The organism is Pajaroellobacter abortibovis (assembly GCF_001931505.1).
GTDB classification, from domain to species: Bacteria; Myxococcota_A; Polyangia; order Polyangiales; family Polyangiaceae; genus Pajaroellobacter; species Pajaroellobacter abortibovis.
In genome coordinates, this window is record NZ_CP016908.1 from 403,883 (window position 1) to 428,080 (window position 24,198).

The following is a 24,198-nucleotide window of genomic DNA, read 5'->3' on the forward strand; positions in this document are numbered from 1 at the left end:
GGGACGTTGTATAGGTGCTCTTCTTCATACAACCTGTTAGTTCGATAAATGATATAATTTTTTTGATAAATGCTAAATTGTATGGAAAGAAAGAATAACGTTTGCTTGTCTAGATTGAAAAGCTGCATTAATCAGTAAAAGATGGTTCAAGTTGGTTTCTGGAGGGATCGGCCTACGTTCGTCACCGGAGGGACGGGGTTAGTTGGCTCTTGGTTAATTCGTCGACTTCTTGATCTGGGTGCTGGTGTGATCTGCTTAATTCGGGATTGGATCCCTGAGGCGGAGCTTGTTCGCAGTCAGGCGATTCAACATGTAAAAGTTGTGCGAGGTGACGTGCGCGATCAGAACTTACTTGAGCGTCTATTGGGGGAATATGAAATTGATACGGTATTTCATTTGGCAGCTCAGACAGTTGTGCCTGTTGCCAACCGAAATCCTATCTCTACATTTGAGAGCAACATAGCTGGAACTTGGTCTTTGCTTGAGGCGTGTCGGCGTAGCCCTCAAGTGCAGCAGATCATTGTTGCGTCTTCAGATAAAGCCTATGGCGAAGGACATACACTTCCATACACAGAAGATATGCCATTGCGTGGCTCTCATCCGTACGATGTTAGTAAGTCGTGTGCTGATCTAATCGTACAATCTTACACCCAAACGTATCAACTGCCTGTAGTGATCACACGATGTGGTAATTTCTATGGGGGTGGAGATTTAAATTGGAATCGAATTGTCCCAGGCACGATCAGGTCTATTCTTCGATCGCAGGCACCGATCATTCGCTCGAATGGAACATGTGTTCGAGATTACCTTTATGTAGAAGATGGAGCTGCTGCGTATGTTCTTCTGGCAGAAAAACTGGCAGCTCGTAGGGAACTCGTAGGCCATGCTTTTAATTTTTCAAACGATGTAAAAATCACTGTTTTGGAGCTTGTGGAGAAGATCTCAAAACTAATGAATTCAAATTTGGTGCCTTATATTCAAAATACAGCAAGCCATGAGATACAACATCAGTATCTTAGTTCAGCAAAAGCAAGGCGAGAGCTTCAGTGGAACCCTCTATTCACCCTAGGGCAAGGGCTTGAGCGGACTATTGCCTGGTATGCTGATTTCTTAGGGAATAGAGCATGAGCAATCTTAGTCGAAAATACGCTTGTCGTATCTGTGGGGATGAACTGCTTGAGGATGTTCTATCGTTTGGGAGAATGCCGCTAGCGAACTTGTTGCTTACTTATGAAGAGTTAGATAAGCCAGAATTAACATATCCATTGGACCTTGTGCGATGTCCATCTTGTTCTCTAGTTCAAATTACAGAGACGGTAGCTCCTGAAGTGCTTTTTCGTGAATATCTGTACTTTTCATCATTTTCAGATACGATGCTTCGCCACGCATCTGAATTGGTAGAACGCATAATTCACATGAAATCCTTAAGTCACGGTAACCTTGTGGTGGAGATAGCGAGCAACGATGGATACTTGCTTCAGCACTACAAGAAAAGTCAGATCCCTGTACTAGGTATCGAGCCAGCCACGAATGTGGCTAGATTAGCGCGTGAGAAACTGGGAATACCCACGATAACGGAATTTTTTGACACATCGTTAGCTGCCGATCTAGCTGCAAAGGGCCAGAAGGCAGATGTTATCCATATGCATAATGTTTTGGCTCATGTGTCTAACTTGCACAGTGTTGTAGAAGGGGTTCGGCTTTTACTTAAAGAAGACGGCTTGTGTGTTATTGAAGTCCCTTATTTAAAGAAACTAATAGAACAATGTGAATTTGATACGATCTACCACGAGCATCTTTGTTATTTTTCATTGACATCGCTTGTTTATCTTATGAAGTGCCACGAGCTATCGATCGTTGATGTAGAACAAATTCCAATTCACGGTGGCTCATTGCGTTTGTTTGTGAAACATGATGTGGAAGTTTCTATACAAGCGTCCGTTCAGGCTTTGCTGGATGAAGAAATAAGGTGGGGTTTGCTAAAAAAAGAAATTTATTCTGGATTTTCGGATCGCGCGTTGAAATTAAAAATAGAATTTCGAAATTTAATTCAAGACTTAAAGCGAAGGGGTAAGCGGATTGCTGCGTATGGAGCTGCGGCTAAGGGCAGTACTCTATTGAATTATTTTGAAATTGGGAAAGAGTGGATTGATTTTGTTGTTGATCGAAATGTATATAAACAAAATCGCTTTATGCCTGGAGTGCGTATACCGATATTCTCTCTTGCAAAAATTGAAGAACTAATGCCAGAATATATCGTTTTACTTGTGTGGAATTTTTCTGAAGAAGTGCTCCAGCAGCAGGCTTCCTATAGAAGAAGAGGAGGTCATTTTATTTTTCCTATTCCAGAAATCAAGATTGTATAAATGAATCTTTTAATCGTTAAGGAATCAATATGAGATTCATGGTTACGGGTGCTACTGGTTTTATAGGTATCCACATGACTAAGAGGCTTATAAAAGAAGGACATACAGTTTATGTGTTAATGCGTCCAAAGAGCAAGCAAAGGCGAAGATTTAATGATGAAGTAGGGTTGATTCCGCATGTGATTGAAGCTAATTTCTTGGATCGAGAGGCCGTACGTATTGCGTTTAATCGGTGTCAGCCAGAGGTATGTATTCATCTTGCGTGGTGTCCTGTTGCTGGAGGTCATATAAACGGGATCGAAAACATCCAGTATGTCGATGCAACAATGCATCTTGCTGAATGTTTATTTGAAGTAGGTTGCCATCGATTGATTGTTACAGGGACGTGCCTTGAATACGATACTACAGTTGGATATTTAGCAGAGAATACGCCTCTTAAGCCAAATTCATTGTATGCTGCATGTAAACATTCTTTGTTTGAGATGTTGACACAGTGGGCATCTATTCGTGGAGTGAATCTAACTTGGATTCGCCCATTTTATATGTATGGCCCATATGAATCAGAAAATCGACTTGTACCCCATGTTATTTCTAGCCTTCTGCGAGGAGAATTTGTTAAATTAACCGAAGGATATCAAATGCGTGATTACCTTTATATAGATGATGTAGTTTCAGCGATTTACACAGTCATCGCCCATCGCATACAAGGACCTATTAATGTTGGTTCGGGAGAACCAGTTACAGTAAGGCAGATAGTTGATATCTTGGCAAGGTCTTTTCATGGATCAAAATTAATTAAATATGGTGTAAAAAATAAAAGCAAAGAAACAGAAGAGCCTCTATTTATTTGTGCTAATATTGATAAATTAAGAAACCAAACAAATTGGAAGTCTCGGTTTGGTTTAGAAGAAGGACTAAAGGCTACCATTGAATGGTGGCAGAAAGCTGCGATATGAGTATATCCTTTTACAAGGAGTGTAATGGTGAAGAGGAGCAGCCTTTAGTTACAATATGTGTTCCCACAATTGGTCGGCTTGCATACTTGCCTGAAACAATTAAATCAATCCAAGAGCAAACATATCAAAACTATGAAGTGCTTATACTCGACAATGCGAGTCTGATGGATGCTGTTAAATTATTTGAGAATTATGTTGATGTAGATAAACGTGTCCGCATTGTTAGATCAGAAATTAGATTGCCTATGTTTGCTAATTTTAATAAAGGATTAAAAGAAGCAAGAGGAAAATATATTTCTTATTTTCATGATGATGACATTTATTTACCACTTTATCTTGAATCTTTAGTCCGTTTTCTTGAAAATAATTCAAGTGTTGGTTTAGTTAATAGCAATTTTGAGTGGATCAAGAAAGATGGAGAAATTATACGCTCATGTCGTCCAAAAACATGTATTTTGTCTGGTCGGCGTTTCATTGGGGAGACGATCCTGACAGGGACAGATGTGTTTAGTACCCCTGGGTATCTCTATCGACGTGCAGCGTTAATGGAAGTGGAAGGATTCGATGAAAGCATTCCACCTGAGGGGGGTGACCGAATCATATTGATGAGGATAGCTGAAAATTGGAATGTAGGCTTTGTTTCGGATTTACTTTGGAAGTATCGAGGGCATTCGATGCAAACCTCACAACTTATAACAAAAGTGTCAGCTATAGTGTCGTATGATAAATTATGTGATCAATATCTTAAAGGTCTTAAAAAGCGGTGGCCGGCTGAACGTAAATTCGTTCAAAAGTTGTGTTGGATCTGGATGGTGAATCGATTAATAAGAATTCTTTATGCATGGAGTATATCGGAGACGCTAGATGAGATGGAAATTTGTCTTAAGCAGTTGCAAAATGTTGGGGTGCCAAATCTAATCCTGAATAGGTTGCGTGGAGAGGCTTGGCTTTATATTCGAGATTCTTTTCTTTTGTCATATGCATTTTTGATTTTAAAGAAAATAGTTAGAAGTTACTGGGTGGATACGCTCTTAAAGAAAAATTTGTTAAAAGAAAAGCATAGATAGTTATAGTTTTGTTGATGTAAATTTTATCTGTTATAGAGAAGAACTTTCTGTGAGATGAAATATGCAAAAAGTTGTTATTCTTGCTGGGGGATTAGGTACACGGCTTGCTGAAGAAACACAAACCAAACCAAAGCCAATGGTAGAAGTTGGTGAACGTCCACTTTTGTGGCATATCATGAAATATTTTTCTCATTATGGTTTCAATGAATTTTTTGTTGCTCTTGGTTACAAAGGGGAGATTATTAAGAGGTTTTTTGCTGAATACCATTGGCTTTCAAGTGATTATATTAAGATTGATTTGACTGCAAAAGTAGTGCAGCCATATGCTGAGGTATGTGAAAAATGGCGTGTTCACTTAATTGATACGGGAATTGCTGCCATGACAGGGGGTCGACTTAAAAGGCTCCTACCATGGATAAAAGAGAGGACTTTCTTGCTAACGTATGGTGATGCTGTCAGTAATGTTAACTTGAATCAACTACTTAAGTTCCACCGTTCACATGGAAAACTTGCAACTGTAACGGCAGTACGACCTCCATCTCGATTTGGTGGACTTACAATCGATGATGGAAAAGTAGTTAATTTTACAGAAAAACCACAAATTGGTGAGGGATGGATTAATGGGGGGTTTATGGTGTTGGAGCCTGATGTCGTCAAGTATTTAGATAGCGACTCTGCAATTCTTGAAATTGATTGTTTAGAGCGTCTTGCAGCTGAAGGGCAGCTAATGGCTTATTGTCATCATGATTTTTGGCAATGTGTAGATACATTACGTGATCTGAAGATACTTCAAAAAATGTGGAATGCAGGCTCTCCATCATGGAAAGTCTGGGAGTAGCTAAGTTATGTAAACTACATGAGCTACAATCAACACTATGTATTAAAATGAGCGGGAGAAGGGATTCGAACCCTCGACGTCCACCTTGGCAAGGTGGCACTCTACCGCTGAGTTACTCCCGCAGTAGACATTCAGTTATTATTCATGATAAGGTCAATGTGTCAACGGCCTCTTGAACAAAAAAATGAAGATAACATCTGATCAATTATTAGTTTCAATAGACTGCAAAAAAAAGATCCAATTGGGATGAACAGTACTAAGGTGCTGCGATGCTATGCGACTTGGCACTTTACTGGCTCCTGATTTAAAACAGATTCTTAAAGAAGATCCTGAGGAAGTCCGTGTATTGCTTGAGGAGATTCATGCGGAGGATTTAGCGGATCTGATCGCTGAATTGGATCCCCATGAAGCTGCTGCCCTTTTGTCTCGTATGAAAGTAGAAGATGCGGCTTCTATTTTTACTTGTCTTGAAGGGTATGAGCAGGAAGGCCTTGTTCCGCATATGCAACCTGAATTTGTGGCTCATATCGCGAGTGAGATGGCTTCCGATGTGCGGGCAGATCTGTTTCGTGTGTTGCCAGAGGAGATCGGGGATCAGCTTCTGCGGACGCTAGAGTGTGTAGATCCGGAGGCTGCAGAGGATGTTCGGATCATTGAAAAATGGCCTGAAACAAGTGCAGGTCATTTGATGACGACGAGTTATCTCTCGGCATCACCTGCGGCTAAAGTAGAAGACGTGGTGGCTGCCATTCGAGCGCACAGCAAAGAGGGAGAAGAACCCCCCTTTCACATTTATATGGTGGATGAAGAGCATCATCTTCAGGGGAGCGCTTCAGTCTGCGCGGTCTTGCTCGCTTCGCCTGAACAGCCCTTTTCTTCTGTGCTGAGCGCGCATATGATGAGCGTTCCGCCCGAGATGGATCAGGAAGATGTGGCGCGACAGATGGCGCGTTATGACCTCAATATCATGCCTGTTGTGGATGAGCGGGGTGTTCTCTTAGGCGTGATCACGGTTGACGATATCATCGACGTGCTAACGCAGGAGCAGACAGAAGATGTACAAAAAATAGGGGGTGTTGAGCCACTTGAAGTGCCTTATTTTCACACCACCTTCTGGCAGTTTATTCGTAAACGGGCAGTTTGGCTTATCGTTCTCTTTTGTGAAGAGTTTTTTACACAGACGGCTTTACGTTATTACGACCCTATCTTTGAAGCGATCAAAGGCGCTTCCTACTACATTCCTCTGCTCATCTCAGCAGGTGGAAACTCTGGCTCTCAATCAGCAACGCTGGTTATCCGTGGTCTTTCAGTAGGTGAAATCGGATGGAAAGATTGGTGGCGTATCTTCTTGAGAGAGACGGCAATGGGGGTTGTGCTTGGGACTATCTTGGGTATGCTCGGGTTTGTGCGCGTGTTGATGTACAAAGACCAGCACGTCCCCTTTGCCTTGACAATTGGATTATCTTTGGTGGGAATCGTGGCAACAGGATGTACAGTGGGCTCGATGCTTCCTATGGTCTTGAGGCGCCTTGGATTCGACCCAGCGATGAGCTCAACCCCTTTTATTGCTAGCCTTGTCGATGTATTGGGGATTATCGTATTCGCTCAAGTTGCTAATTGGATCATGACAGAGGTTATTATGGGGGTTCCTTAAAAAGGACCGATATGGTAAAATCCAACTCCTTTTCTATTCCTTTCCTGCCGGTTTGCTTTCCAGTCCAAAGAGGAGAAATATGTTGAAACTAGGCGTATTGCTCTCTGGAAGAGGGACCAATCTCCAGGCAATTGTGGATGCTATTGAGGCGGGCCGACTGAATGCTAAGATCTGTACTGTGATCTCCAATGTAGCTGGTGTCCATGGGCTTGAGCGTGCCAGAGAAGCAGGTATTCTGCATAAAGTTATCGATCATCGGGCTTATCCTGATCGCCAAGCATTTGAAGAAGCACTCCTGAAAGTACTCCGCCGCGAGCAGGTAGAATATGTTGTGCTCGCTGGTTTTATGCGCATCCTCACCCCGTTCTTTTTGGAAGCCTTTTCCATGCGTATTATCAACATCCACCCCTCTCTCTTGCCAGCTTTTCCTGGGATCGATGCACAAGCGGCTGCATTTCGCTATGGGGTTCGGATCAGTGGGTGTACTGTCCATTTCGTCGATCAATCATGCGATGGGGGCCCCATTATTGCTCAGGTTGCCGTTCCTGTTCTTTCGGATGATTCCGAAGAAACCCTTGCTGCGCGGATTCTAGCTGCTGAGCATCAACTCCTTCCTCAAGTGCTTCAGTGGATTGCTGAGGGGCGTGTTCGCATAGAAAATGCTTTCCAGTCTGAAAAGCAGCGACCTCGGGTTCTGATTTCTCCCTCCTGAACGTAACAAGAGGGAATATGGGTCCAAGTCATGATCTTTCTGGTTTTTTTCCAGTCGCAAGTGCATGGGTGTGCCAGACTAAACGCGTGAGCAGCAAGAGAAAAAAGAATGTGAGGTTTAAGGATAGGGATGATGAAAAAGCATTATGACGTGGTGCTTTTGGGAGGCGGCTTAGGCGTTTTCGTGGCAGCTGCATTACTTGCTCGTCGCTCATGGCGTGTTCTTGTGATCGGGCACGATTTTGTGAAGCCCACGTACGCTTATGAAAAAATGGACCTGATGCGGCGTGCTTCCACATTTCTCGGTTATGTGTCTCCCTTATGGTCTCGGTTTCTGGGAGAACTTGCCCAATCCCAGTCTTTTAAAAGAAGACTCAAATGGGCGCATCCACATTTTCAATGGTGTGCTCCTGATCTTAGGTTGGATGTGGATCCGGATGACCCTCTGTTTCGATCGGAAGTAGAGCATCTATTTCCAGAGGTTCTTGCTGCTCTTGACTTTCGGTTCAGCGAGATACTTCGATTGAATGAAATCTGTGACCCAGCCTTGGAACAGGAAATTTTATGGCCCCCCTCTCATTTATGGGACAAATGGAAAATCAATCGAGCTGCTCGATCTCTTCCTTCTCTTTTGCAGCCCTTTTCTCTCGATTCCGTATGGCATTTCCCTTCGCATCATCCTCTCCATGCATTCCTTTCGATGCCGGTTCAGTTTGCTACATATGCTGCTTGCTATCAGAATGATTTCCCAGCCTTGCGGCTTTATGGTGCGTGGATGAAGGGGGTCGGAGCTCTTCCTTGTGGAGAGGAAGAACGTATTGCGTTTCTGTGTGAACGGATTCAAGGATACGGGGGGGATGTGCAGTTGGGCGATCGGGTGTCCACTATCCTCCATGAACGGGGTCGCGTGACAGGAATCACCGTGGAAGGGGAGGAGGAAGTGATCCATACGCATTTCCTTCTCACAAGTTTATGTGGACGTGATCTTTTCGAACTAGGTGAGCCGGATACATTGTCAGCTCTTCCTGTAAGATCCTTGCCGTTGGCCACAATGAATCCGACTCGATGGAAATTTGTGGTTTCGATGTGGGTGCACTCTGCGGCACTCCCGCCTGCGATGGCTCCCGAGCTATTCCTCGTCTCGAGAGGGTCTCACGAAAGAGGGGAAGCCGAAGGGTTCTTTGATGGGGTTCACTTGCAAGTAGAGCCTCTTCGGAGCTCTCGAGAAAACGTATCCCTTCTTGTGGCTGAAGTGTTGCTCACCTCTCTCGATTGCCTGCCTAAAGCACGTGAAGCTGTGATGGCAGTAGTCGAGTCTTTTATCCCCTTCCTGGAAATGCATTACCTCGTGGTGGATTCTCCTCACGATGGGCGCCCTCTATGGGACTATCGAAGTGGAGAGCGCAAGCGGGTAGAGCGTGTATCTTTTCTCCAAGAAGGGGCTTGCAAAGGGGCAGAATCGATGTCTCCCCAATGGGTTATCGACTCTGCACCCTGGTTTTATTCATTGGGGGCAGACCCGATCCAGACGCCCCTCGAGGGGGCGTTTCTCGTAGGTCCTAGTGTTTTCCCAGCATTGGGGCAAGAAGGTGAGCTTCTGGCAGCCTGGAGCACTGCGCGCTTGATTGCTCGCCTCGACCATCAGCGTGCGAAAATGCAGTGGAGCATGCGAACGCGGATAGAAGTGTAGTCTGAATGGTGGCTAGTCCTCAAGCAGTGCATGGCAGCGGTTAAGCCCTTGCTCTTGAATATCTTTAGGACTTTTTCTCTGTTGAATTCCTCTTCGGCAATATCCCCTTCAAAACTGCAACTTCGGATGAATATCTCGAGGCCTTCATTAGTTACAGGGGGGGTAAAGCCGGATTGATGAGGGGCAAAGCGAGGAGCATCTCTTCAAAGATCGCTTCGCTAAGATAAGTGGTTTTAAATGCGAGCAAGTTTTTAATCATATGACTTGCTTTTCCGCTTCATGCCACTTCTAAAATATTCTAAAGAATGGCTTATGTTTGATGCGATTGCACAGGGTTTTAAACAGGCCAAAAATAAGCTTGCAGGGCTTACTGAGCTTACTGAGCAGAATATTGAGACAGCGCTGCAGGAGGTCCGTACCTCCTTGCTTGAAGCAGATGTAGAGCTTGGGGTTGTTAAGGCTTTCCTCCATCGGGTTAAGGAAGAGGCAGTGGGGGAGATCGTCCGCATCCGAGGACGGGGGACGGGAGGTCAATTGTTGCGGGTGACCGCGGGGGATCGGTTTATTAAATATTGCTATGATGAATTAGTGGCCTTGATGTCTTCGGAAGGTCCTCCCCTTCGTTTTGCAGAGCGGGGTAGACCGACGGGGATTATGATGGTTGGGCTTCAAGGGGCAGGGAAGACGACGACCTGTGCAAAGCTGGCACGCTATCTCAAAAAGCAGGGGAAGGAGGTATTGCTGGTCGCAGCTGATCTTCAGCGCCCTGCGGCAATTGAGCAGCTTCAAATTTTAGGAGCTCAAATTCAGGTCCATGTCTTTTCTGATCCCAAGTTGACCCCTGTCGAGGTCGGTCGGGCTGGCCTTGAGGATGCAATTCGGCGCAAGGTAGACATTGTAATTTACGATACGGCAGGTCGACTTGCTATTGATGAGCCTCTTATGCAAGAGCTTGCCTCGCTCTATTCCCTTACGCAGCCAGAGAATGTGTTTTTGGTCGTTAGTGCGATGGTCGGTCAGGACTCTGTCAAAGTATCTAAAGGATTTCATGAAAGGCTGCAGCTTACGGGGGTGATTCTCACTCAGCTCGATGGAGATGCGAGGGGTGGGGCAGCTGTTAGTGTTAAGGAAGTAACAGGAGCTCCGATCCGTTTTGTTGGGGTAGGGGAATCTGTGGATAGGCTTGAGGAGTTTCGACCGGACGGGATTGCGAGTCGCATTCTCGGGATGGGAGATATCGTAGGTCTTATTAAGGATTTTGAAGAGGTTGTGGACCAAAAGAAAGCGGCTCGGGATGCGATGCACATGCTTCAAGGCCACTTCACATTGGATGATTTCCTACAGCAGATTCAGGTGATCCAGAGGATGGGTCCGCTTCAGGAGGTCATTGGAAAAATTCCTGGCCTCAGCGACATAATCCCTGGAAATGCGAAACTGGATGATCGCGAACTGAATCGGGTCCAAGTGATGATTCAGAGCTTCACTCTTTTTGAGAAGCAAGATCCGTATGTTCTCATCCGTGAGCCTACTCGCGTCCAACGAATTGCAAAGGGATCGGGACATTCCGAGGAGGCTGTTCAGGAATTTGTGCAACAGTTTCTTGTGATGCGTCAGATGATGGCGGGTTTTATGCGGCAAACAGGGCTTTTCAATAAACTGCCTGGATTTAAGCAGCTGTCTATGGTGAGAAACTTAAAAAAGCAGATCGCTCAAGGGCTAGAAGGGGGTGGGCCTTTAGCGGGGATAGGGTCCCCCTTTGGTGGTGGGGGATTGCCGTGGATGGGGGGGGGAGGTGGAGGGCTCCCTTTTGGGAACATGAGTTCTCAAGAAAGCCTCACCAAAGTTAAATCTCTCTCTTCAGCAGAAAAAAATGCGCGCAAGGCGAAGCGCAAGCGTGAAAAAGAGGCGAGGCGGAAAGGGAGAAGATGAAAAAAAACAACGTTCTTTCAGGTGTGTCTAGAAAAGGGATGCAGGATAGGATCCGAGGCGAATGGACCCTTGGGGTCACACGTGGGCTCCTTTGTACACTAATTCTCCTGGTGGCCGATGTTTTTTTTGTGGGGTGTATCAGCAAATCGAGAAAGCTCTCGGAAGACGAGAAAAAGGTGCTCGAGTCGTATGTGGTGCCCTCTTTACCTCAAGAGGGTGGAAGTCATCCGATCAAGATTGACTTTGCGAATCATCAAGTGGAGCTCATAGGCTATCGTTTTGACCCTGAAGTGGCTCGAACGGGGGAGCGGGTCAAGTTGACTTATTACTGGAAAGTGAATACGAAAGTAGGTAAAAAATGGCTCCTTTTTACACACGTTTTGAATGGTAAAGGTGTCCAGACAGATAACCTGGATTGGGTAGGGTCTTTGCGTGAGCCGAATCGTTATGGTCAACGGTTTGGGCCTGAAGTTTGGGAACCTGGAAAAGTCTACGTGGATGAACAGACATATATGATTCCGGAGGATTGGGAGGGAAACACGCTGACAGTGGTGGTCGGTTTGTGGAGGGGTGAAGAACGTCTCAAAGTGATCGCTGGTCCGAATGATGGCGATAACCGAGGTATTGTAGGGACTATTAAAGTTGAAAAACCGGGTAGTCCTTCCTTGAAAGATGGGTTTGCTATCAACCAGGTGCCTATTTTAGAAGTACCGCGTATTGCGGAAGGGGAATCCATTGTGGTGGATGGGCAGGCAAATGAGCCTGCTTGGGCTTCTGCCGCTACTATTGCTGCCTTTGTCGATGTGGGGACAGGGGCTCCCGATGCCAGTAGTCCTGTTCAGGGATCTGCGAAGTTAGCATGGGATGATGGTTATCTTTATGTTTTGATAGATATCCAAGCAGATCGAGTCCAGGATGGATTTACCTCTCCCGCTCAACAGCAGGGGCTTTGGACAGTGACAGGGCAACCTAAGCTCTGGCTCAAAGATACAGCAGAAATCCTGATTGCCCCTCGTGAAGGGGATGGCAATCAGGATTATTATGAGATTCAGATCAATCCCCATAACCGAGTCTTCCGGACCTACTACGAGAACTACAATACTCCTAAAACAGATCCCGACGGACCTTTTGGTCATGAAGATTGGTCTCTGATCATGCGCAGCCAAGTCGGAGTCCGTGAGGGGAAAGGGTTGTTGGGCACTGGGAAAAAGGGATATGCAGTAGAAGCCGCAATCGCCTGGTCTTCCTTCCATAAGGCCTCTAGGGTGCCACCCAATGAAGGAGAGATCTGGCGGGTGAATCTATACGCGATGAAAAACAACGGAGGGATGGCCTGGTCTCCGATTTTAGGACAGGGGAATTTTCATAAGGTGTCCCGATTTGGTAAGGTGCGTTGGGTAGCCTCTCGGAAGAACAACATTTAGTCAGAGGAATCGAGACAGTTGACTTGATGATCGAGTAGGTGATAGCGCCACCCGCTTTCTGGACAGATCATGATCCCGTTCTGATCGGGGGGAGGGAGGGGGGAACCATGTTGGCTGACCCATCCTTTTTGTCTCGCAGGAATTCCTACCATCAAAGCGTAGGCGGGGACAATGCTGCGGGTAAGGACTGCCCCTGCTCCAATGGTCGCATAGGGTCCTATAGTACTGCCGCATAGGATAGTTGCATTGGCTCCGATGGTTGCCCCTCGCCGCACTAATGTAGGTTCATAGAACTCCTGTGGATACTTGGCTCGCGGGTAAAGTACGTTGGTGAAGACACAGCAGGGGCCACAGAATACGTCTTCTTCTAGGATGACACCCTCATAGATAGAGACATGGTTTTGAATTTTAACACGGTGCCCCACTTCAACACCTTTCCCAATAAACACATCCTGCCCAAGAGTGCAGTCCTGCCCAATTTTGGCTCCAGCCATGATGTGGCAAAAATGCCATATCTTTGTGCCCGCTCCGACATAGCAAGAGGGATCAAGATAGGCGCTCTCATGGGCGAAATAAGAAGAAGAGTTCATCTCATCTGAAAGTGGAGGGTGAGAGCTGTATTCAGAAGCCCTTTTGTTTTAAGAAGGGATGTGTAGGTGAATGGTTTGAGTGGAGAGGGGCATGCCTTAATCGGTAGGCTAGTTCAATGGAAGGGCGGCTCTGTTGGAGTGAAAGCCCTTCTCCCTTGAGAATCGCTTGATACGCTTGCAGGTGAAGATGCTCGAATCCGGTGGAAACGTCTATGATTTCTTCTCCATCCAAAATTAGGGAGCGGAGGGGTCGCGCTGAGGGGGGAGTACCCGTTTGTTCTACGTCTTCTTTGGCAATCGAAAGAAACCAGTGAACGTGTGCGGACTTAAGTTCAAGAAATCCTGCGACTCGGTTTTTATCCAGATGATGGACTTGATAGGTCTCTACATCGCCAAAAAGCCAAAGCAAGATATCAAAGATATGGATCCCGATATTGGTCAGGAGCCCTCCTGATTTTTCCTCTGATCCTTTCCAAGAAATATGGTACCACCGCCCTCGCGGTGTGATGTAGGTGAGGAGTACTTCATGCTTTTGAGGTGGTTTTTCTGCACGTGTTATTTTGTGGATCTTTTGAAGCTGAGGATGATACCGTAGCTGCAGGATAGGATAGATCTGTTTTTCTGTCTCTTCCTCCAGACGTTCCAAGGAATCTAGATTTGATGGATTGATGACGATAGGTTTTTCACAAATAACATCTGCTTGTAAACGTAATCCAAGGCGACAATGCGCGTCGTGCAAGTAATTTGGGGAGCAGACGCTCACATAATGGGCGCCCTCGGATGGATTGCGCTGTCGTAATTTTTCAAGGTGTCGATCGAGTCGCTCCGTTTCAGTAAAAAAATGAACATCAAAATCATACTGATCCAGAATCCCTACCGAATCTTTCGGATCTGCAGCAGCGATCACACGATGTCCGCTCTTTCGGATCGCCTCTAAATGGCGGGCAGCCACATGACCTGCTACACCTAGCAACACGAAATTTTTGATCATAGAAATATCATAATGGTATTTAATGCTTTGATTGAATTTAATTAGAGATTAATTTTTATACTTTATAAAATAAAAATGTTTGGTGTGTGGCATCCTTTTTTTGGGGGGTGGATTTGAAGTATTTTAGTTTTGGATAAGATGAATGAGTCAACATTTTTTTTCTTTCTTTCAACAAGTTCCTTTCCTTAAGGAAACAAAGATTGATGCTAAGAAGGTATGGATTGTTTTGGCTTCCGTCATTATGATGAGCAGCTTGGTGGTTTTTATTTCTAGGTTTATTCCAAAGAAGTATCAATCAATAGCGATGGTGGAATTTGATCCAAATCCTGCCCCGTTGATGTACAATAAAGAATATCCCGTATTTCTTAATTTTTTTGATAATCAAGAATACTACCAAACACAATATAAAATCATTACATCTGACAGAGTGTTAAGTCGTGTTGTACGGGAGCTTGATTTGGAGAACGATCCTGTTTTTATGTCTTCTTTTGGTAATAAAACGGGAATTTCTCTTGCCGATATGATGGATGCGCTCCGCCATCAAGTTTTTGTTGAGCCGATCAGAAATAGCCGTCTTGTTTTGGTAAAAGTGGAAAATGCTGATCCTAAGCGTGCCGCTTATTTGTGTAATGCTGTGGTGCAAGCGTATGTGAAACAAAATCTAGAGAAGTCGATTAATGCTACGGCGGATGCTTCTTTGTGGCTCGGAGAGCAAGTCGATCGAGTGAAGAGAGTATTAGAGGAGGATGAGCGATCCATTTATCTTTTTAAAGAAAAAAACAAGCTTCCAAGCACTTCTATCAATGAGGCCTCTAATGTATTCCGGCTAGAGCTGCAGGCCTATGAGGAAGCCCTGACCAAAACCAGGACCCGCAAGCAAGAACTCTTGGCCCATCAAGCGGAGCTTGCTAAACTCTCTTCTGAAGATCCCAATTTGATTATTACATCTGGATTTCTTAATAATCCTTTTTTGCAAACACTTCGTTCTGAATACATGCATGCTCTCAAAGAGCGCAGTGAGATGGTAGCTGAAGGAAAGGGTGAAAATTATCCTGCTGTTTGGAAAGTGAATGAAAAAATAGCACAATGCCGGGCTACTTTACTTGCGGAAGTCAAAAATATCCAGATGGTCATTGAAAAGGATTTACAAATCCTAGAGCGTCAGGAACAAGGGGAGTTGAGGCTTTATGAGGATGCTCGAAAGCGTGCAGTCGAGCTCAGTGTTAAAGAAATTGAGTACAATCGTCTCGAGCGTTCCAGAAAGCAGAATGAAAGTCTCTATACTTTACTCATGGAGCGTATGAAGCAGGCTGATCTTGAGCGTATGATGAATGTTAATAACATTCGGATTGTAGATAATGCCTCGGAGTCTAAAAAGCCCATCTCCCCTAGAGTGGGTGTTAATGCGGTCGTAGGAGCTGTGATAGGATTGATTTTAGGAGTTAGTGTCATTGTACTCCAACAGACACTCGATAATACCATTAAGACACCGGAGGATGTGGAAGAGAAACTAAAAGCTTCTTATTTAGGTTCTTTTCCTCATGTTCGGGAAGCCACAAAGATTCATTCGTATTTTCAGGATAAAAAATTAAGAAAGCGGACAAATGCACAAATTCAAGAAGATGCAGAAGAGTTATCTCTCATAGCACACCGTTATCCACTTGGTGGCATTGCAGAAGCGGCTCGAATCATAAGAACGAATTTGATGTTTGTGAATCCAGATAATCCATGTCGTTCCTTTTTGGTATCGAGCTCGATGTCGGGGGAGGGGAAAACCACAACTGCATGTACAATGGCAATTGCTATTGCTCAGGCAGGACATCGAGTGTGCATTGTGGATGGTGACTTAAGAAAGCCTCGCTTGGCTGCTATCTTTAATCGCCAAGGGGATGTTGGATTGACTAATTTATTGATTGGGAATGTTACTTTTGAGGATGTGAGCAAGCCTACAGAAGTGGAAGGGCTTTGGAGCATTCCTTCAGGCCCTATCCCACCGAATCCGGGAGATATCGTCCATTCGGAAAAAGTTAATGCCTTCTTAGAACAGGTAAAAAAGAGCTTTGATTTTGTTTTGATTGATAGTCCGCCGCTTGTTGCTGTGACAGATGGAGCCCTTATGGCTACAAAAGTAGATGGTGTTATTTTTGTTATCCGTTCTGGGAAAACAACCTACCAGGTAGCTCGTCGTGGTTTGCGAGCTCTGTCTGATGTGAGCGTTAAGGTGGTGGGGGTTGTTCTCAACGCGGTTAATAGCCGCGAAAGAGGATATTATCATTATTACAACTATTATTCATCTGAACTGGATTCAAGAAGGCAAGATAAGCATGAGTCTATTCCTGTCTCTGTTGCCTGAAGAAGACAAGAAAAATGGTGAACGTTTAGTGCGTTAGAATTTCAGTGGTTAGAAATGCTTTTTCTGATTCGATCAGAGTGTTCCACTTACTCTCATTGGGTTGAAGTTGTTCTAGTTCCAGAAAGGCATTAAGGGCTTCATGATGTAGGCCTAAAGCAGAAGCGAGCGAAGCGAGTTGAGAGAGGATAGTAGGGTTGTGTGGTATGCATTCTTTCCCCTGCCGGTAGGTTGCTAATGCTTGATAGGAATTGTTCTGTTTGATATAGGCGGCAGCAACAAATAGAACTGCATTTTGGCGTGAGTATAAGGAATCAGATGTGAGAGCACAGGATATCGTCATAATAGTGCTTAAACTTTTTAAGAGCAGTTCCTGTTCCTGTTCTCGTTCTGCAATGTGTGCCGCTTCTGTTAAACAAATAAGTGAGTCTTTTTGTTGGGCAGCTAATCGTAGAAGGGACTCAATGGCGGATGCCCCTTCATGCGCTATTATTTTTACTTCTGTTTCTAGAATAAGTCCGTGGCAGGTATATGACTCTAGCTGTTGTAGCTTCTTGACGAGCGCAAGGGCTTGTTGAATACAAGATTGTTGTTCTTTGCACCAAGGAGAGAGGGATGGATGTCGAAGATCAAAAAGGATATTTTGTATTTTTTTTGTAAATATCTGAGCTATGTGGGAATCATATTCAGGTATCAGGTAGTCGAGTTGAGATGCGGTAGAAGGTAAGTAGGCTTGGAGTTTATCTGTCAATTGTAAAAGAAATGGAAAATGGACTGTAGAGACAGCAGGAATCATTTCTAAAGCGTCTTGATAGGAAGCAATCAGAAGCGGAACCCTTTGAAGTACAAGGGGAGAAATGCTGCTATCCTGTGAAAGCGCAAGACGGTATTCAAACCGCGATTGGCGACGATTTCGTTTTTCTAGTTCCCTAGCGATGATTGCATGGATCTGTCCATGGTGGGGTTGCCGTTCAAGCGTTCGGTTGGCCCAAGGAAGAGGGCTCTCGTCATGTGTAAAAGAGGCTCGTATTGCCCCCAGGGAAGGAAGGTAGGGGTCAGCGGGATGCCTGAGCATCGCGCTGCGCATAAACGAATGAAATGTAGCTTGATCAAATGGGGTGTGAAGGATTATTTCATAGGCGTGCTGTCGGTCCCAAAAAAGATCTTTGCCGATTGTTTGATAAGCGAGCCTTAGGAGCCCTAGTCCCATCACACAAACGGCGCCCATTTTAATGCGATGGTAAAATAGGCGAGGGACTGTTTGATTGATTTGATCTTTATCTAAGGTACCCACGACGCATCCCATGCATGTTGAGAGTGCGATACCAATGGCGGGCACCTCCATATTGAAGTCCACGAGGTTGTGAAGCGCTGTGGTGAGCAAAGCTCCCCAAGGGCCTAAGGTTTCCAATGAGTTTTTGGATGTGCGGACGGGGTAAAGCGCGTAGGTAAAAAGAAGGATTGCGAGGATAGATACAAGCCATCCCCATTCCGTTGCCCATTGAGCTATCCAATTTTCAGGGTGAGTGAAGCTGATGGACGGATGAACTGGAAGGTGAAATGGGAAAACTGTTTCAAAGGCACCACGTCCCATTCCAAAGAAAGGGAATAAAGAAGTAGCTTTAATGGCATACAGTGTTAAAGTGAGCTTAGAGATATCGGAATCGATCAGCTCAGACCACGCTTCCTCTTGGGAGGCGAGCACTCCCAAAGAAAAACTTGTAATTGTTAGCAGTAATCCGATAGCCCATAGTCGATGTCTTTTTTTTGTTAAAAATGGGATCTTTTTGCTCCGAACCAAAATGCATGACAATCCGGCAATCATGGCTAATATGCCCCCCCGGGAAGCAACCCATAACTGCATAGAGAAAAAAGAAAAAAACAATGGGATGGTAACAAATAAATATTCTTTTTGGAGAATTCTGCCGAATAAAATACAAATGCCTATATTAATGTAACCAGCAAGATGATTTGAATTGAGGAGCGGTCCCGTATGGCGGCCTACCGAGCCTGCGCGAGGTTGATAAATCCCAAAGACTTTGTCAGTGCCTATCCATGCATGTACTAAAGAGCATAAAATGATACATGCAACTGATAAAATCAGAATCCATTGAAGTATTTTTTGGTCTTTCTTATGTTGACCTAATTGAAAACATATTAAAAAAGTAGTCAGGTATATAAACCCTCGCAATGCTTGTACCCGAGTCTCATATGGACTCAGAGAGAGAGGGGATACAAGGGGACCCGCCTCATGAAGCGGAGTGAGGGAATTTTCCCAGATTCTCGCATTAATTGGGGCAAGGAAATGGATCCAAGAAATAGGTAGGGGAATGATTTGGATACAAGTGAAGACTGTCAAACCCAGACTGACGGTTACAATTATTTTCCCTCTTTGATTGAGAAAAAATGGATGGTTCCAGGAGGCGAAGAACAGAATGCCTATCGCAAGCAATGAAAAAAAACACAAAGTAAGTGTGTGGAGAGAACCAATAGCAAGGGAAGAGCCAATTATTAAAATAGTTAAGAGCCAATGAAGAGGCTTTCGATTTTGTAGAAAGAAAAGGGGCATATATCGCATGAGCTATTGCTTTTTCCATACGCGAAACGGTTTACTGTCTTCCACTCGGAGCAAACTGCGGACTTCATCTGGTCCTTTCCCGAGTTTTGCCTCTCCCCATAGGGATAGAACAACAGCATTCCATAAGATCTGAGGGTTGTGCTGAACCCATGTGCGCCATCTCCCTCCTCCTAAAGTTTTTGTGGAAAGAAGACCAAGCCTTTCGATTCTCTTTTCTGTGAACAATTCGTCGCAGCAAGGAGCGAGCCAGGTACGCAGCCATTGCTCTACAGGTACTCCCCAACCTTGTTTGGGGCGGCTAGCGAGCTCTGTTCCAAACCATTTTGCATGGAGTGCGCGAAGCACTTCCTTCCCTCGCTTACCAAGGGTAAATGAAGCAGGAAGCCCTAGCCCTGCTTCTACGAGAGAGTGATCGAGAAAAGGGACCCGCACCTCGAGAGAACAAGCCATGCTAGCGCGATCCATTTTGGTCAGCATGTCATTGGGAAGCATATTGGACAGATCGCAGAAGAGCGTGCGATAAAGCTGCTCTCCTTTTGCTTGATGAAATCGCTCTAAAGCCTTCGCTTCAAAAAAGGAGGCGGAACTTGTGTCTCGGAGGAGAGGGGCTGTCACTTCAAGAGAGGCGATCTGTGTTAAATACACGTAGGTGAGCGCATCGTCTTCTTCAAGGCCGCGAGCGATACGGTGAGTCTTTCGCAAAAGCTCACTCCACCGAGATGTTCGATCTATCCGTCGAGGAAAAGCATTGAGGACTTTCTTAAGTACCTTTCGAACGTAAGGAAAAGTAGCAAGGGCATCCCGCACTGGAATAATGCGGTGCTTAGCGTAGCCTGCAAATATTTCATCTCCTCCATCCCCTCCGAGCGCAACCTTATAGTTTTCTGATATTTTTTTGCATAAAATCCATGCTGCTATACTTGATGAATCTCCAAAAGGCTCGTCATGAGCCAATAAAGCTTCGGCGAGGGTTTTGCATATACTCTCATCATCGATGATAACAATCTGATGAGGTAAATCAAGTAATTTTGCTGTTTGTTTTGCATGCTCGGTTTCATCAAAGTGGCTTATGAGAGAACCTGTAGAATATGCTGTAGGATGGATACCGGAGTCTGTAATATAGGCATTAACCAGAGATGAGTCGATTCCTCCACTCAACATTGTTGCAAAAGGAACATCGCTTGTTAAGTGACCTTGGATAGATTTCTGAAGGAGTGGTTCAATCAGCTCACATGCTTCAGATAGCGTACGCACATATGCTGAGTCATGTGAGGGTTGGAGTTCCCAATAGACAGATTGATATGCTGTCCAGCCATCTAGATTCACGGTGTATCGTGTAGCAGGAGGTAAACGGCGGATTCCTGAAAAGATGGTAGCATCTTCCGGAATATAGCTCCACGAGAGCATAGCGTGCGCTGCGCTTTTATTAAGAGAGAAGAGAGGAAAAAAATGAGGCAGATGGCATAATTGTAGGAGGGAATCTAGCTCGGAAGAGAAAGCTAATCCTTGCTCAACTTGAGCGATGAAAAGTGGTTTAATTCCGAAACGATCTCGACTCAATATGATTCGCCGTTTGGGTTTATCGTAAATGCAAAAAGCCCACATGCCGTGTAGGTGTTGTTCCACTTTCTCAGTATTTTGCTGATAAAGTCGGAGGATTACTTCGGTGTCGCTCCGGGTGTAAAAGGGAATCCCTTGTTTTATCAGTTCCTTACGTATAGAAGCTGCATTATAAATTTCTCCATTATATACAATCGCGATAGAATCATCTTCGATGAACATTGGCTGTTCGCCGCCTGGAAGATCAATGATAGCGAGTCGCTGCATTCCTAAACTTATATTCTCATCTGAAAAATCCTTGCCACTGTCAGGGCCTCGGTGTGAAATGGCCATCCGCATGGATGAAATTAAGGCTTGCCTTTCAGAACGTTCGAGAAAATTGGCTGCTAAGCCTGCTATTCCACACATGACCTGCTCCACACACAAATCAAATGTCCTTTTAGCACATCTTATGATTTATATCCTCGAAGAAAAAGAAAACGATAATACAGTTGCTCTAGTGCTTCCCAGATCGGCTTTTGAGCAAAAAGACGCTCGACGCGTTTACGTCCAGCAATGCCATGTTCTCTTCTTAGGTTGTGATTGTTGAGATATTTTTCAATAGCTTGAGTAAGAGATATCGTGTCTCCTATAGGAACTACGGTTCCTGTCACCTCATGCTCTACAGCATCTGTGCAACCAATTGCGTTTGATGTAACAATAGGTAGTTGCATTGCGGCAGCTTCGTTGAGGACGTTAGGGAAACCTTCTCGGTAGCTGGGTAACACAAAAAGATCGAAAATAGCGTAGTATTGTTCAGGAATATCCGTATGAGGAATTAAACGGACTTGTGGGTCATTGCAAAAATTAGAATATAAATTTTCATTTTTTTCTCTTTCATCAAGACTTCCAATAATAACCAAATAGACATTTTGATTCTTTTTTTTAATTAAATTCCAAGATTCTTGTAGCTCAGGAATTCCTTTATCACATGTAATTCTACCTACATAGCCAATCACTTGGCTTGAATATGGTATATTCATGTCTTTTTTTAATTCAAAACAAGTGGACTTGGAAAATCGACGCGGATTGAACCGGTTTTCGAAATCAATTCCATTGCTTCCTTCGCACAATACAGTTGTTTTTTGTGCACTACAGATATTTTCGTAGATGACAAAATTGCGAAGAGAATGACTTTGACATAAAACCTGATGTGCGAGTTTGCATGATATTTTTTCAGTATTTTTGAGAAGATAATGTTTGCTTTTGGATGCAGTTGTGAAAGGTAATCCCCGCATATGATAGAAGCGTATAGGAACTTTGGCTACTGTAGCTCCAAGCATGCCAAGTAGTCCTCCTTTTGGCGTATGAGCATGGACAACGTGTGGTTGAATCTGATGGAGGATTTGTGTAAGTTGCTTTAAAATAAACAAATCTTGCTTTGGAGTAATAGCGCGCCTTATGGGTAAGGTATAAAAATGAACGCCTTCTTCTTGACAGAAATTTTCTATTTTATCATCTTGAATAGCAGCAATAATAGAAATTTCAAATCCCTTCTCTTTGATGAATTGAATTTGGTTTTTTATGAAGATAAGAGACGATGAAACTGTAAAGATATGAGTTAATCGATATGTCTTTTTTTGGGGTGTTAACATGAGTTTTAAAATTATTTTTTAGCTTTGATTTCTTATTTAATGAGTAAGATGATTAAAAAAATAAAAGATTTAATTATTCAAAATAGAAAAGATAAAATAAATATTTTTGTTGTTTTGGTGGCTTCCATTTTCGTTTCTTTCTTAGAAATTCTCGGTTTTTTATGTATTTCCTTTTTCATTCAGAGTATAGAAGGCGGGGTTAAAAAAGGTAAAGATTTTTTTCGATTCTCTCAGATATTTTGTTTTTTTCAGTTTGATTCATTTTATGTATCTGGTTGTTTTGTTATTTTTTTGTATGTTATTAGATATATTTCTGTTAATTTTTTAAATAGGTATTTTTTTGATTTTATTTATAGTAGACAGGAAATTGTATCTAGAAATTTTGTTGAGAGAATTTTTTATAGAAAGTATCCTTATTATCAGCATATTGACTCTTCTGAAGCGATTAATATTGTTTCCAGTCAAATTCCAGATTTTGTGCATTATGTTGTTGTTCGAATATATCTTATTTTTTTAGAAATAATTAGTTCCGTTCCCGTTCTTGTTCTTGTTCTTATGCAAGCTCCTAAAGCTGTTTTTGTGGTAGGTGTGCTTAGTGGTACTCTTTTTCTTATGGGCTATCGAAGCATTCGCAAAAGAATTGTCCCGTTGGGAAGGCGGGAAAGGGTGAGTCTTGAACAAATGGTTCGATACCTTCAACAAGGTTTGGGAATGCTGAAAGAGGCTCGTCTTGCTGGGAGGGAGTCTTTTTTCTTAGAGTCTTACGAAGAGAGCAATCGTGTGTTTTGTGACTCTAGAAGTTTATATATGACTTTGGCGAGTAGGATTCGTTTTTTGTTTGAGACGCTAGGTGTCATTGGATTGGTTTGTATAGGATTTTGGATATTTTTTTATAATAAAAATTATTATTATACTTCCACAACTTTGGGGATATTAGCTACTGGAATTGTTCGTCTTGTTCCAGCAATATCTAGAGTATTAGCTTGCTCTTTAGAGATACGACACTATATAAACAATGTAGAGATTCTGTGGCAGATGATTGTTGGTTCCAATAGATTGGAACAAAATATGCCTGCACAACAGATTTGTTCGACGCTTCAAAAACCTTTTCAGGAAGCACCCCCTTCTTTTATTCAAGAGGTAAGAATGATCGATGTAGAACATAACTATTCTTCCTCTTTAAAGCCTGCTCTTCATTCTGTTGCATGTTCATTTAAAAAAGGGGAATGTGTCGGTATCATAGGTCCTTCTGGCTCTGGAAAATCTACGTTTTTGGATATTTTTATGGGATTAATGAAGCCATCCGCAGGTGTTTTGGAGGTGGATGGACAAAAACTTATCTCCCCACATGATGTACAACGATGGCAGCGTAGAATAGCCTACGTGCCTCAAGATGTATTTTTGTGGGATGATAGTGTTCTGCACAACATTACATTTGACAATGAAAAAAATGGTTATGATCATGCTCGACTTGCCCAGGTAATTGAGCAAGCGCAGTTGGCGAGTGTTATCAAAGAACTGCCTCAAGGAATTCATACATGGGTAGGAGAGCGAGGGATACGACTTTCAGGAGGACAGCGACAAAGAATTGGTATTGCGAGGGCTCTGTATCGATCGGCTGAGGTGTTTGTTTTTGATGAAGCAACATCTGCGATCGATATTAACCTTGAACGAAGCCTTGTGGAAGTAATTCATAGTATAAAACCAAATAGACTAATCCTTATAGTCGCTCATCGCTTGGCTGCTGTTAGAAAATGTGATCGTATTCTCTTTATAAAGGGGGGGAGAATAGAGGATAAAGTGGACACAGATTACATTGTAGAGAAACAAGGGTGTTTGGAATTGTCTTCACGATGATGT

At 43.8% G+C, this 24,198-nt stretch carries 17 protein-coding genes and 1 tRNA gene; 12 read left to right on the top strand and 6 right to left on the bottom strand.

The window, feature by feature from the left end; genetic code table 11:
* Window positions 1-141: 141 nt before the first annotated feature.
* The 5 genes from BCY86_RS02070 (at window position 142) to rfbF (ending at window position 5,227) form a co-directional block, all read left to right on the top strand.
* Window positions 142-1,128: an NAD-dependent epimerase/dehydratase family protein gene (locus BCY86_RS02070; protein ID WP_075276237.1), complete on the top strand. Its 987-nt coding sequence runs from the start codon at window positions 142-144 to the stop codon at window positions 1,126-1,128.
* The gene (locus BCY86_RS02075) at window positions 1,125-2,366 is read left to right on the top strand and encodes a class I SAM-dependent methyltransferase (RefSeq protein ID WP_075276238.1); all 1,242 of its coding nucleotides are present in this window, start codon (window positions 1,125-1,127) and stop codon (window positions 2,364-2,366) included. The genes BCY86_RS02070 and BCY86_RS02075 overlap by 4 nt, the downstream gene beginning before the upstream one ends.
* A 38-nt stretch (window positions 2,367-2,404) precedes the next feature.
* Window positions 2,405-3,322 carry an NAD-dependent epimerase/dehydratase family protein gene (locus BCY86_RS02080; protein WP_172824773.1) on the top strand — a complete coding sequence of 306 codons (918 nt, stop codon included), beginning with the start codon at window positions 2,405-2,407 and terminating at the stop codon, window positions 3,320-3,322.
* Window positions 3,298-4,389, top strand: coding sequence for a glycosyltransferase family 2 protein (locus tag BCY86_RS02085; protein ID WP_075276240.1), 1,092 nt, complete (start codon window positions 3,298-3,300; stop codon window positions 4,387-4,389). The genes BCY86_RS02080 and BCY86_RS02085 overlap by 25 nt, the downstream gene beginning before the upstream one ends.
* Before the next feature lie 61 nt (window positions 4,390-4,450).
* Window positions 4,451-5,227: a glucose-1-phosphate cytidylyltransferase gene (gene rfbF / locus BCY86_RS02090; RefSeq protein ID WP_075276241.1), complete on the top strand. Its 777-nt coding sequence runs from the start codon at window positions 4,451-4,453 to the stop codon at window positions 5,225-5,227.
* A gap of 50 nt (window positions 5,228-5,277) precedes the next feature.
* On the opposite strand, the gene BCY86_RS02095 is transcribed toward rfbF, so the two are convergent.
* Window positions 5,278-5,349: transfer RNA gene (locus BCY86_RS02095), tRNA-Gly, on the bottom strand.
* Between the two features lie 152 nt (window positions 5,350-5,501).
* Between BCY86_RS02095 and mgtE the strand changes: the two genes are divergently transcribed.
* The 5 genes from mgtE (at window position 5,502) to BCY86_RS02120 (ending at window position 12,635) form a co-directional block, all read left to right on the top strand.
* Window positions 5,502-6,881 (top strand): magnesium transporter, encoded by a 1,380-nt coding sequence (gene mgtE / locus BCY86_RS02100; protein WP_075276242.1) that lies wholly within the window; start codon window positions 5,502-5,504, stop codon window positions 6,879-6,881.
* Window positions 6,882-6,960: 79 nt separating this feature from the next.
* Complete coding sequence (gene purN, locus BCY86_RS02105) at window positions 6,961-7,593, top strand: phosphoribosylglycinamide formyltransferase (RefSeq protein ID WP_075276243.1); 633 nt, start codon at window positions 6,961-6,963, stop codon at window positions 7,591-7,593.
* 129 nt (window positions 7,594-7,722) lie between these two features.
* Window positions 7,723-9,282 (top strand): phytoene desaturase family protein, encoded by a 1,560-nt coding sequence (locus BCY86_RS02110; RefSeq protein WP_156864991.1) that lies wholly within the window; start codon window positions 7,723-7,725, stop codon window positions 9,280-9,282.
* 312 nt (window positions 9,283-9,594) lie between these two features.
* Window positions 9,595-11,211, top strand: coding sequence for a signal recognition particle protein (gene ffh / locus BCY86_RS02115; RefSeq protein WP_075276245.1), 1,617 nt, complete (start codon window positions 9,595-9,597; stop codon window positions 11,209-11,211).
* The gene (locus tag BCY86_RS02120; protein ID WP_075276246.1) at window positions 11,208-12,635 is read left to right on the top strand and encodes a carbohydrate-binding family 9-like protein; all 1,428 of its coding nucleotides are present in this window, start codon (window positions 11,208-11,210) and stop codon (window positions 12,633-12,635) included. Before ffh ends, BCY86_RS02120 begins: the two co-directional genes overlap by 4 nt.
* Here BCY86_RS02120 and BCY86_RS02125 read toward each other — a convergent pair.
* Together BCY86_RS02125 and BCY86_RS02130 are read right to left on the bottom strand one after the other, a co-directional pair.
* On the bottom strand, window positions 12,632-13,225 hold the full coding sequence (locus BCY86_RS02125) for an acyltransferase (RefSeq protein ID WP_075276247.1): 594 nt from the start codon (window positions 13,223-13,225) through the stop codon (window positions 12,632-12,634). The genes BCY86_RS02120 and BCY86_RS02125 overlap by 4 nt on opposite strands.
* A gap of 31 nt (window positions 13,226-13,256) precedes the next feature.
* Complete coding sequence (locus tag BCY86_RS02130; protein WP_216636027.1) at window positions 13,257-14,216, bottom strand: Gfo/Idh/MocA family oxidoreductase; 960 nt, start codon at window positions 14,214-14,216, stop codon at window positions 13,257-13,259.
* A gap of 142 nt (window positions 14,217-14,358) precedes the next feature.
* Between BCY86_RS02130 and BCY86_RS02135 the strand changes: the two genes are divergently transcribed.
* Entirely contained in the window at window positions 14,359-16,569 is a 2,211-nt protein-coding gene (locus tag BCY86_RS02135) for a GumC family protein (RefSeq protein WP_075276248.1), read from the top strand.
* A gap of 25 nt (window positions 16,570-16,594) precedes the next feature.
* Here the strand turns inward: BCY86_RS02135 and BCY86_RS02140 are convergent, their stop codons facing one another.
* The 3 genes from BCY86_RS02140 to BCY86_RS02150 are packed head-to-tail and all read right to left on the bottom strand — an operon-like array spanning window position 16,595 to window position 22,338.
* Complete coding sequence (locus BCY86_RS02140; RefSeq protein ID WP_156864992.1) at window positions 16,595-19,144, bottom strand: O-antigen ligase family protein; 2,550 nt, start codon at window positions 19,142-19,144, stop codon at window positions 16,595-16,597.
* A 3-nt stretch (window positions 19,145-19,147) separates the two neighbouring features.
* Complete coding sequence (asnB, locus tag BCY86_RS02145) at window positions 19,148-21,112, bottom strand: asparagine synthase (glutamine-hydrolyzing) (RefSeq protein ID WP_075276250.1); 1,965 nt, start codon at window positions 21,110-21,112, stop codon at window positions 19,148-19,150.
* Between the two features lie 41 nt (window positions 21,113-21,153).
* Window positions 21,154-22,338, bottom strand: a complete 1,185-nt coding sequence (locus BCY86_RS02150; RefSeq protein WP_075276251.1) for a glycosyltransferase family 4 protein — start codon at window positions 22,336-22,338, stop codon at window positions 21,154-21,156.
* 48 nt (window positions 22,339-22,386) lie between these two features.
* Between BCY86_RS02150 and BCY86_RS02155 the strand changes: the two genes are divergently transcribed.
* The gene (locus BCY86_RS02155; RefSeq protein WP_075276252.1) at window positions 22,387-24,195 is read left to right on the top strand and encodes an ATP-binding cassette domain-containing protein; all 1,809 of its coding nucleotides are present in this window, start codon (window positions 22,387-22,389) and stop codon (window positions 24,193-24,195) included.
* Window positions 24,196-24,198 lie beyond the last annotated feature (3 nt).

Coding starts and splice junctions, on each gene's coding strand:
- BCY86_RS02080 (WP_172824773.1), top strand. CDS start 2,405: ATGGTTACGGGTGCTACTGGTTTTATAGGTATCCACATGACTAAGAGG.
- BCY86_RS02130 (WP_216636027.1), bottom strand. CDS start 14,216: ATGATCAAAAATTTCGTGTTGCTAGGTGTAGCAGGTCATGTGGCTGCC.
- BCY86_RS02135 (WP_075276248.1), top strand. CDS start 14,359: ATGAGTCAACATTTTTTTTCTTTCTTTCAACAAGTTCCTTTCCTTAAG.
- BCY86_RS02150 (WP_075276251.1), bottom strand. CDS start 22,338: ATGTTAACACCCCAAAAAAAGACATATCGATTAACTCATATCTTTACA.
- mgtE (WP_075276242.1), top strand. CDS start 5,502: ATGCGACTTGGCACTTTACTGGCTCCTGATTTAAAACAGATTCTTAAA.
- BCY86_RS02075 (WP_075276238.1), top strand. CDS start 1,125: ATGAGCAATCTTAGTCGAAAATACGCTTGTCGTATCTGTGGGGATGAA.
- BCY86_RS02155 (WP_075276252.1), top strand. CDS start 22,387: ATGATTAAAAAAATAAAAGATTTAATTATTCAAAATAGAAAAGATAAA.
- BCY86_RS02125 (WP_075276247.1), bottom strand. CDS start 13,225: ATGAACTCTTCTTCTTATTTCGCCCATGAGAGCGCCTATCTTGATCCC.
- rfbF (WP_075276241.1), top strand. CDS start 4,451: ATGCAAAAAGTTGTTATTCTTGCTGGGGGATTAGGTACACGGCTTGCT.
- ffh (WP_075276245.1), top strand. CDS start 9,595: ATGTTTGATGCGATTGCACAGGGTTTTAAACAGGCCAAAAATAAGCTT.
- BCY86_RS02140 (WP_156864992.1), bottom strand. CDS start 19,144: ATGCGATATATGCCCCTTTTCTTTCTACAAAATCGAAAGCCTCTTCAT.
- purN (WP_075276243.1), top strand. CDS start 6,961: ATGTTGAAACTAGGCGTATTGCTCTCTGGAAGAGGGACCAATCTCCAG.
- BCY86_RS02120 (WP_075276246.1), top strand. CDS start 11,208: ATGAAAAAAAACAACGTTCTTTCAGGTGTGTCTAGAAAAGGGATGCAG.
- BCY86_RS02085 (WP_075276240.1), top strand. CDS start 3,298: ATGGTGGCAGAAAGCTGCGATATGAGTATATCCTTTTACAAGGAGTGT.
- BCY86_RS02110 (WP_156864991.1), top strand. CDS start 7,723: ATGATGAAAAAGCATTATGACGTGGTGCTTTTGGGAGGCGGCTTAGGC.
- BCY86_RS02070 (WP_075276237.1), top strand. CDS start 142: ATGGTTCAAGTTGGTTTCTGGAGGGATCGGCCTACGTTCGTCACCGGA.
- asnB (WP_075276250.1), bottom strand. CDS start 21,112: ATGTGTGGAATAGCAGGCTTAGCAGCCAATTTTCTCGAACGTTCTGAA.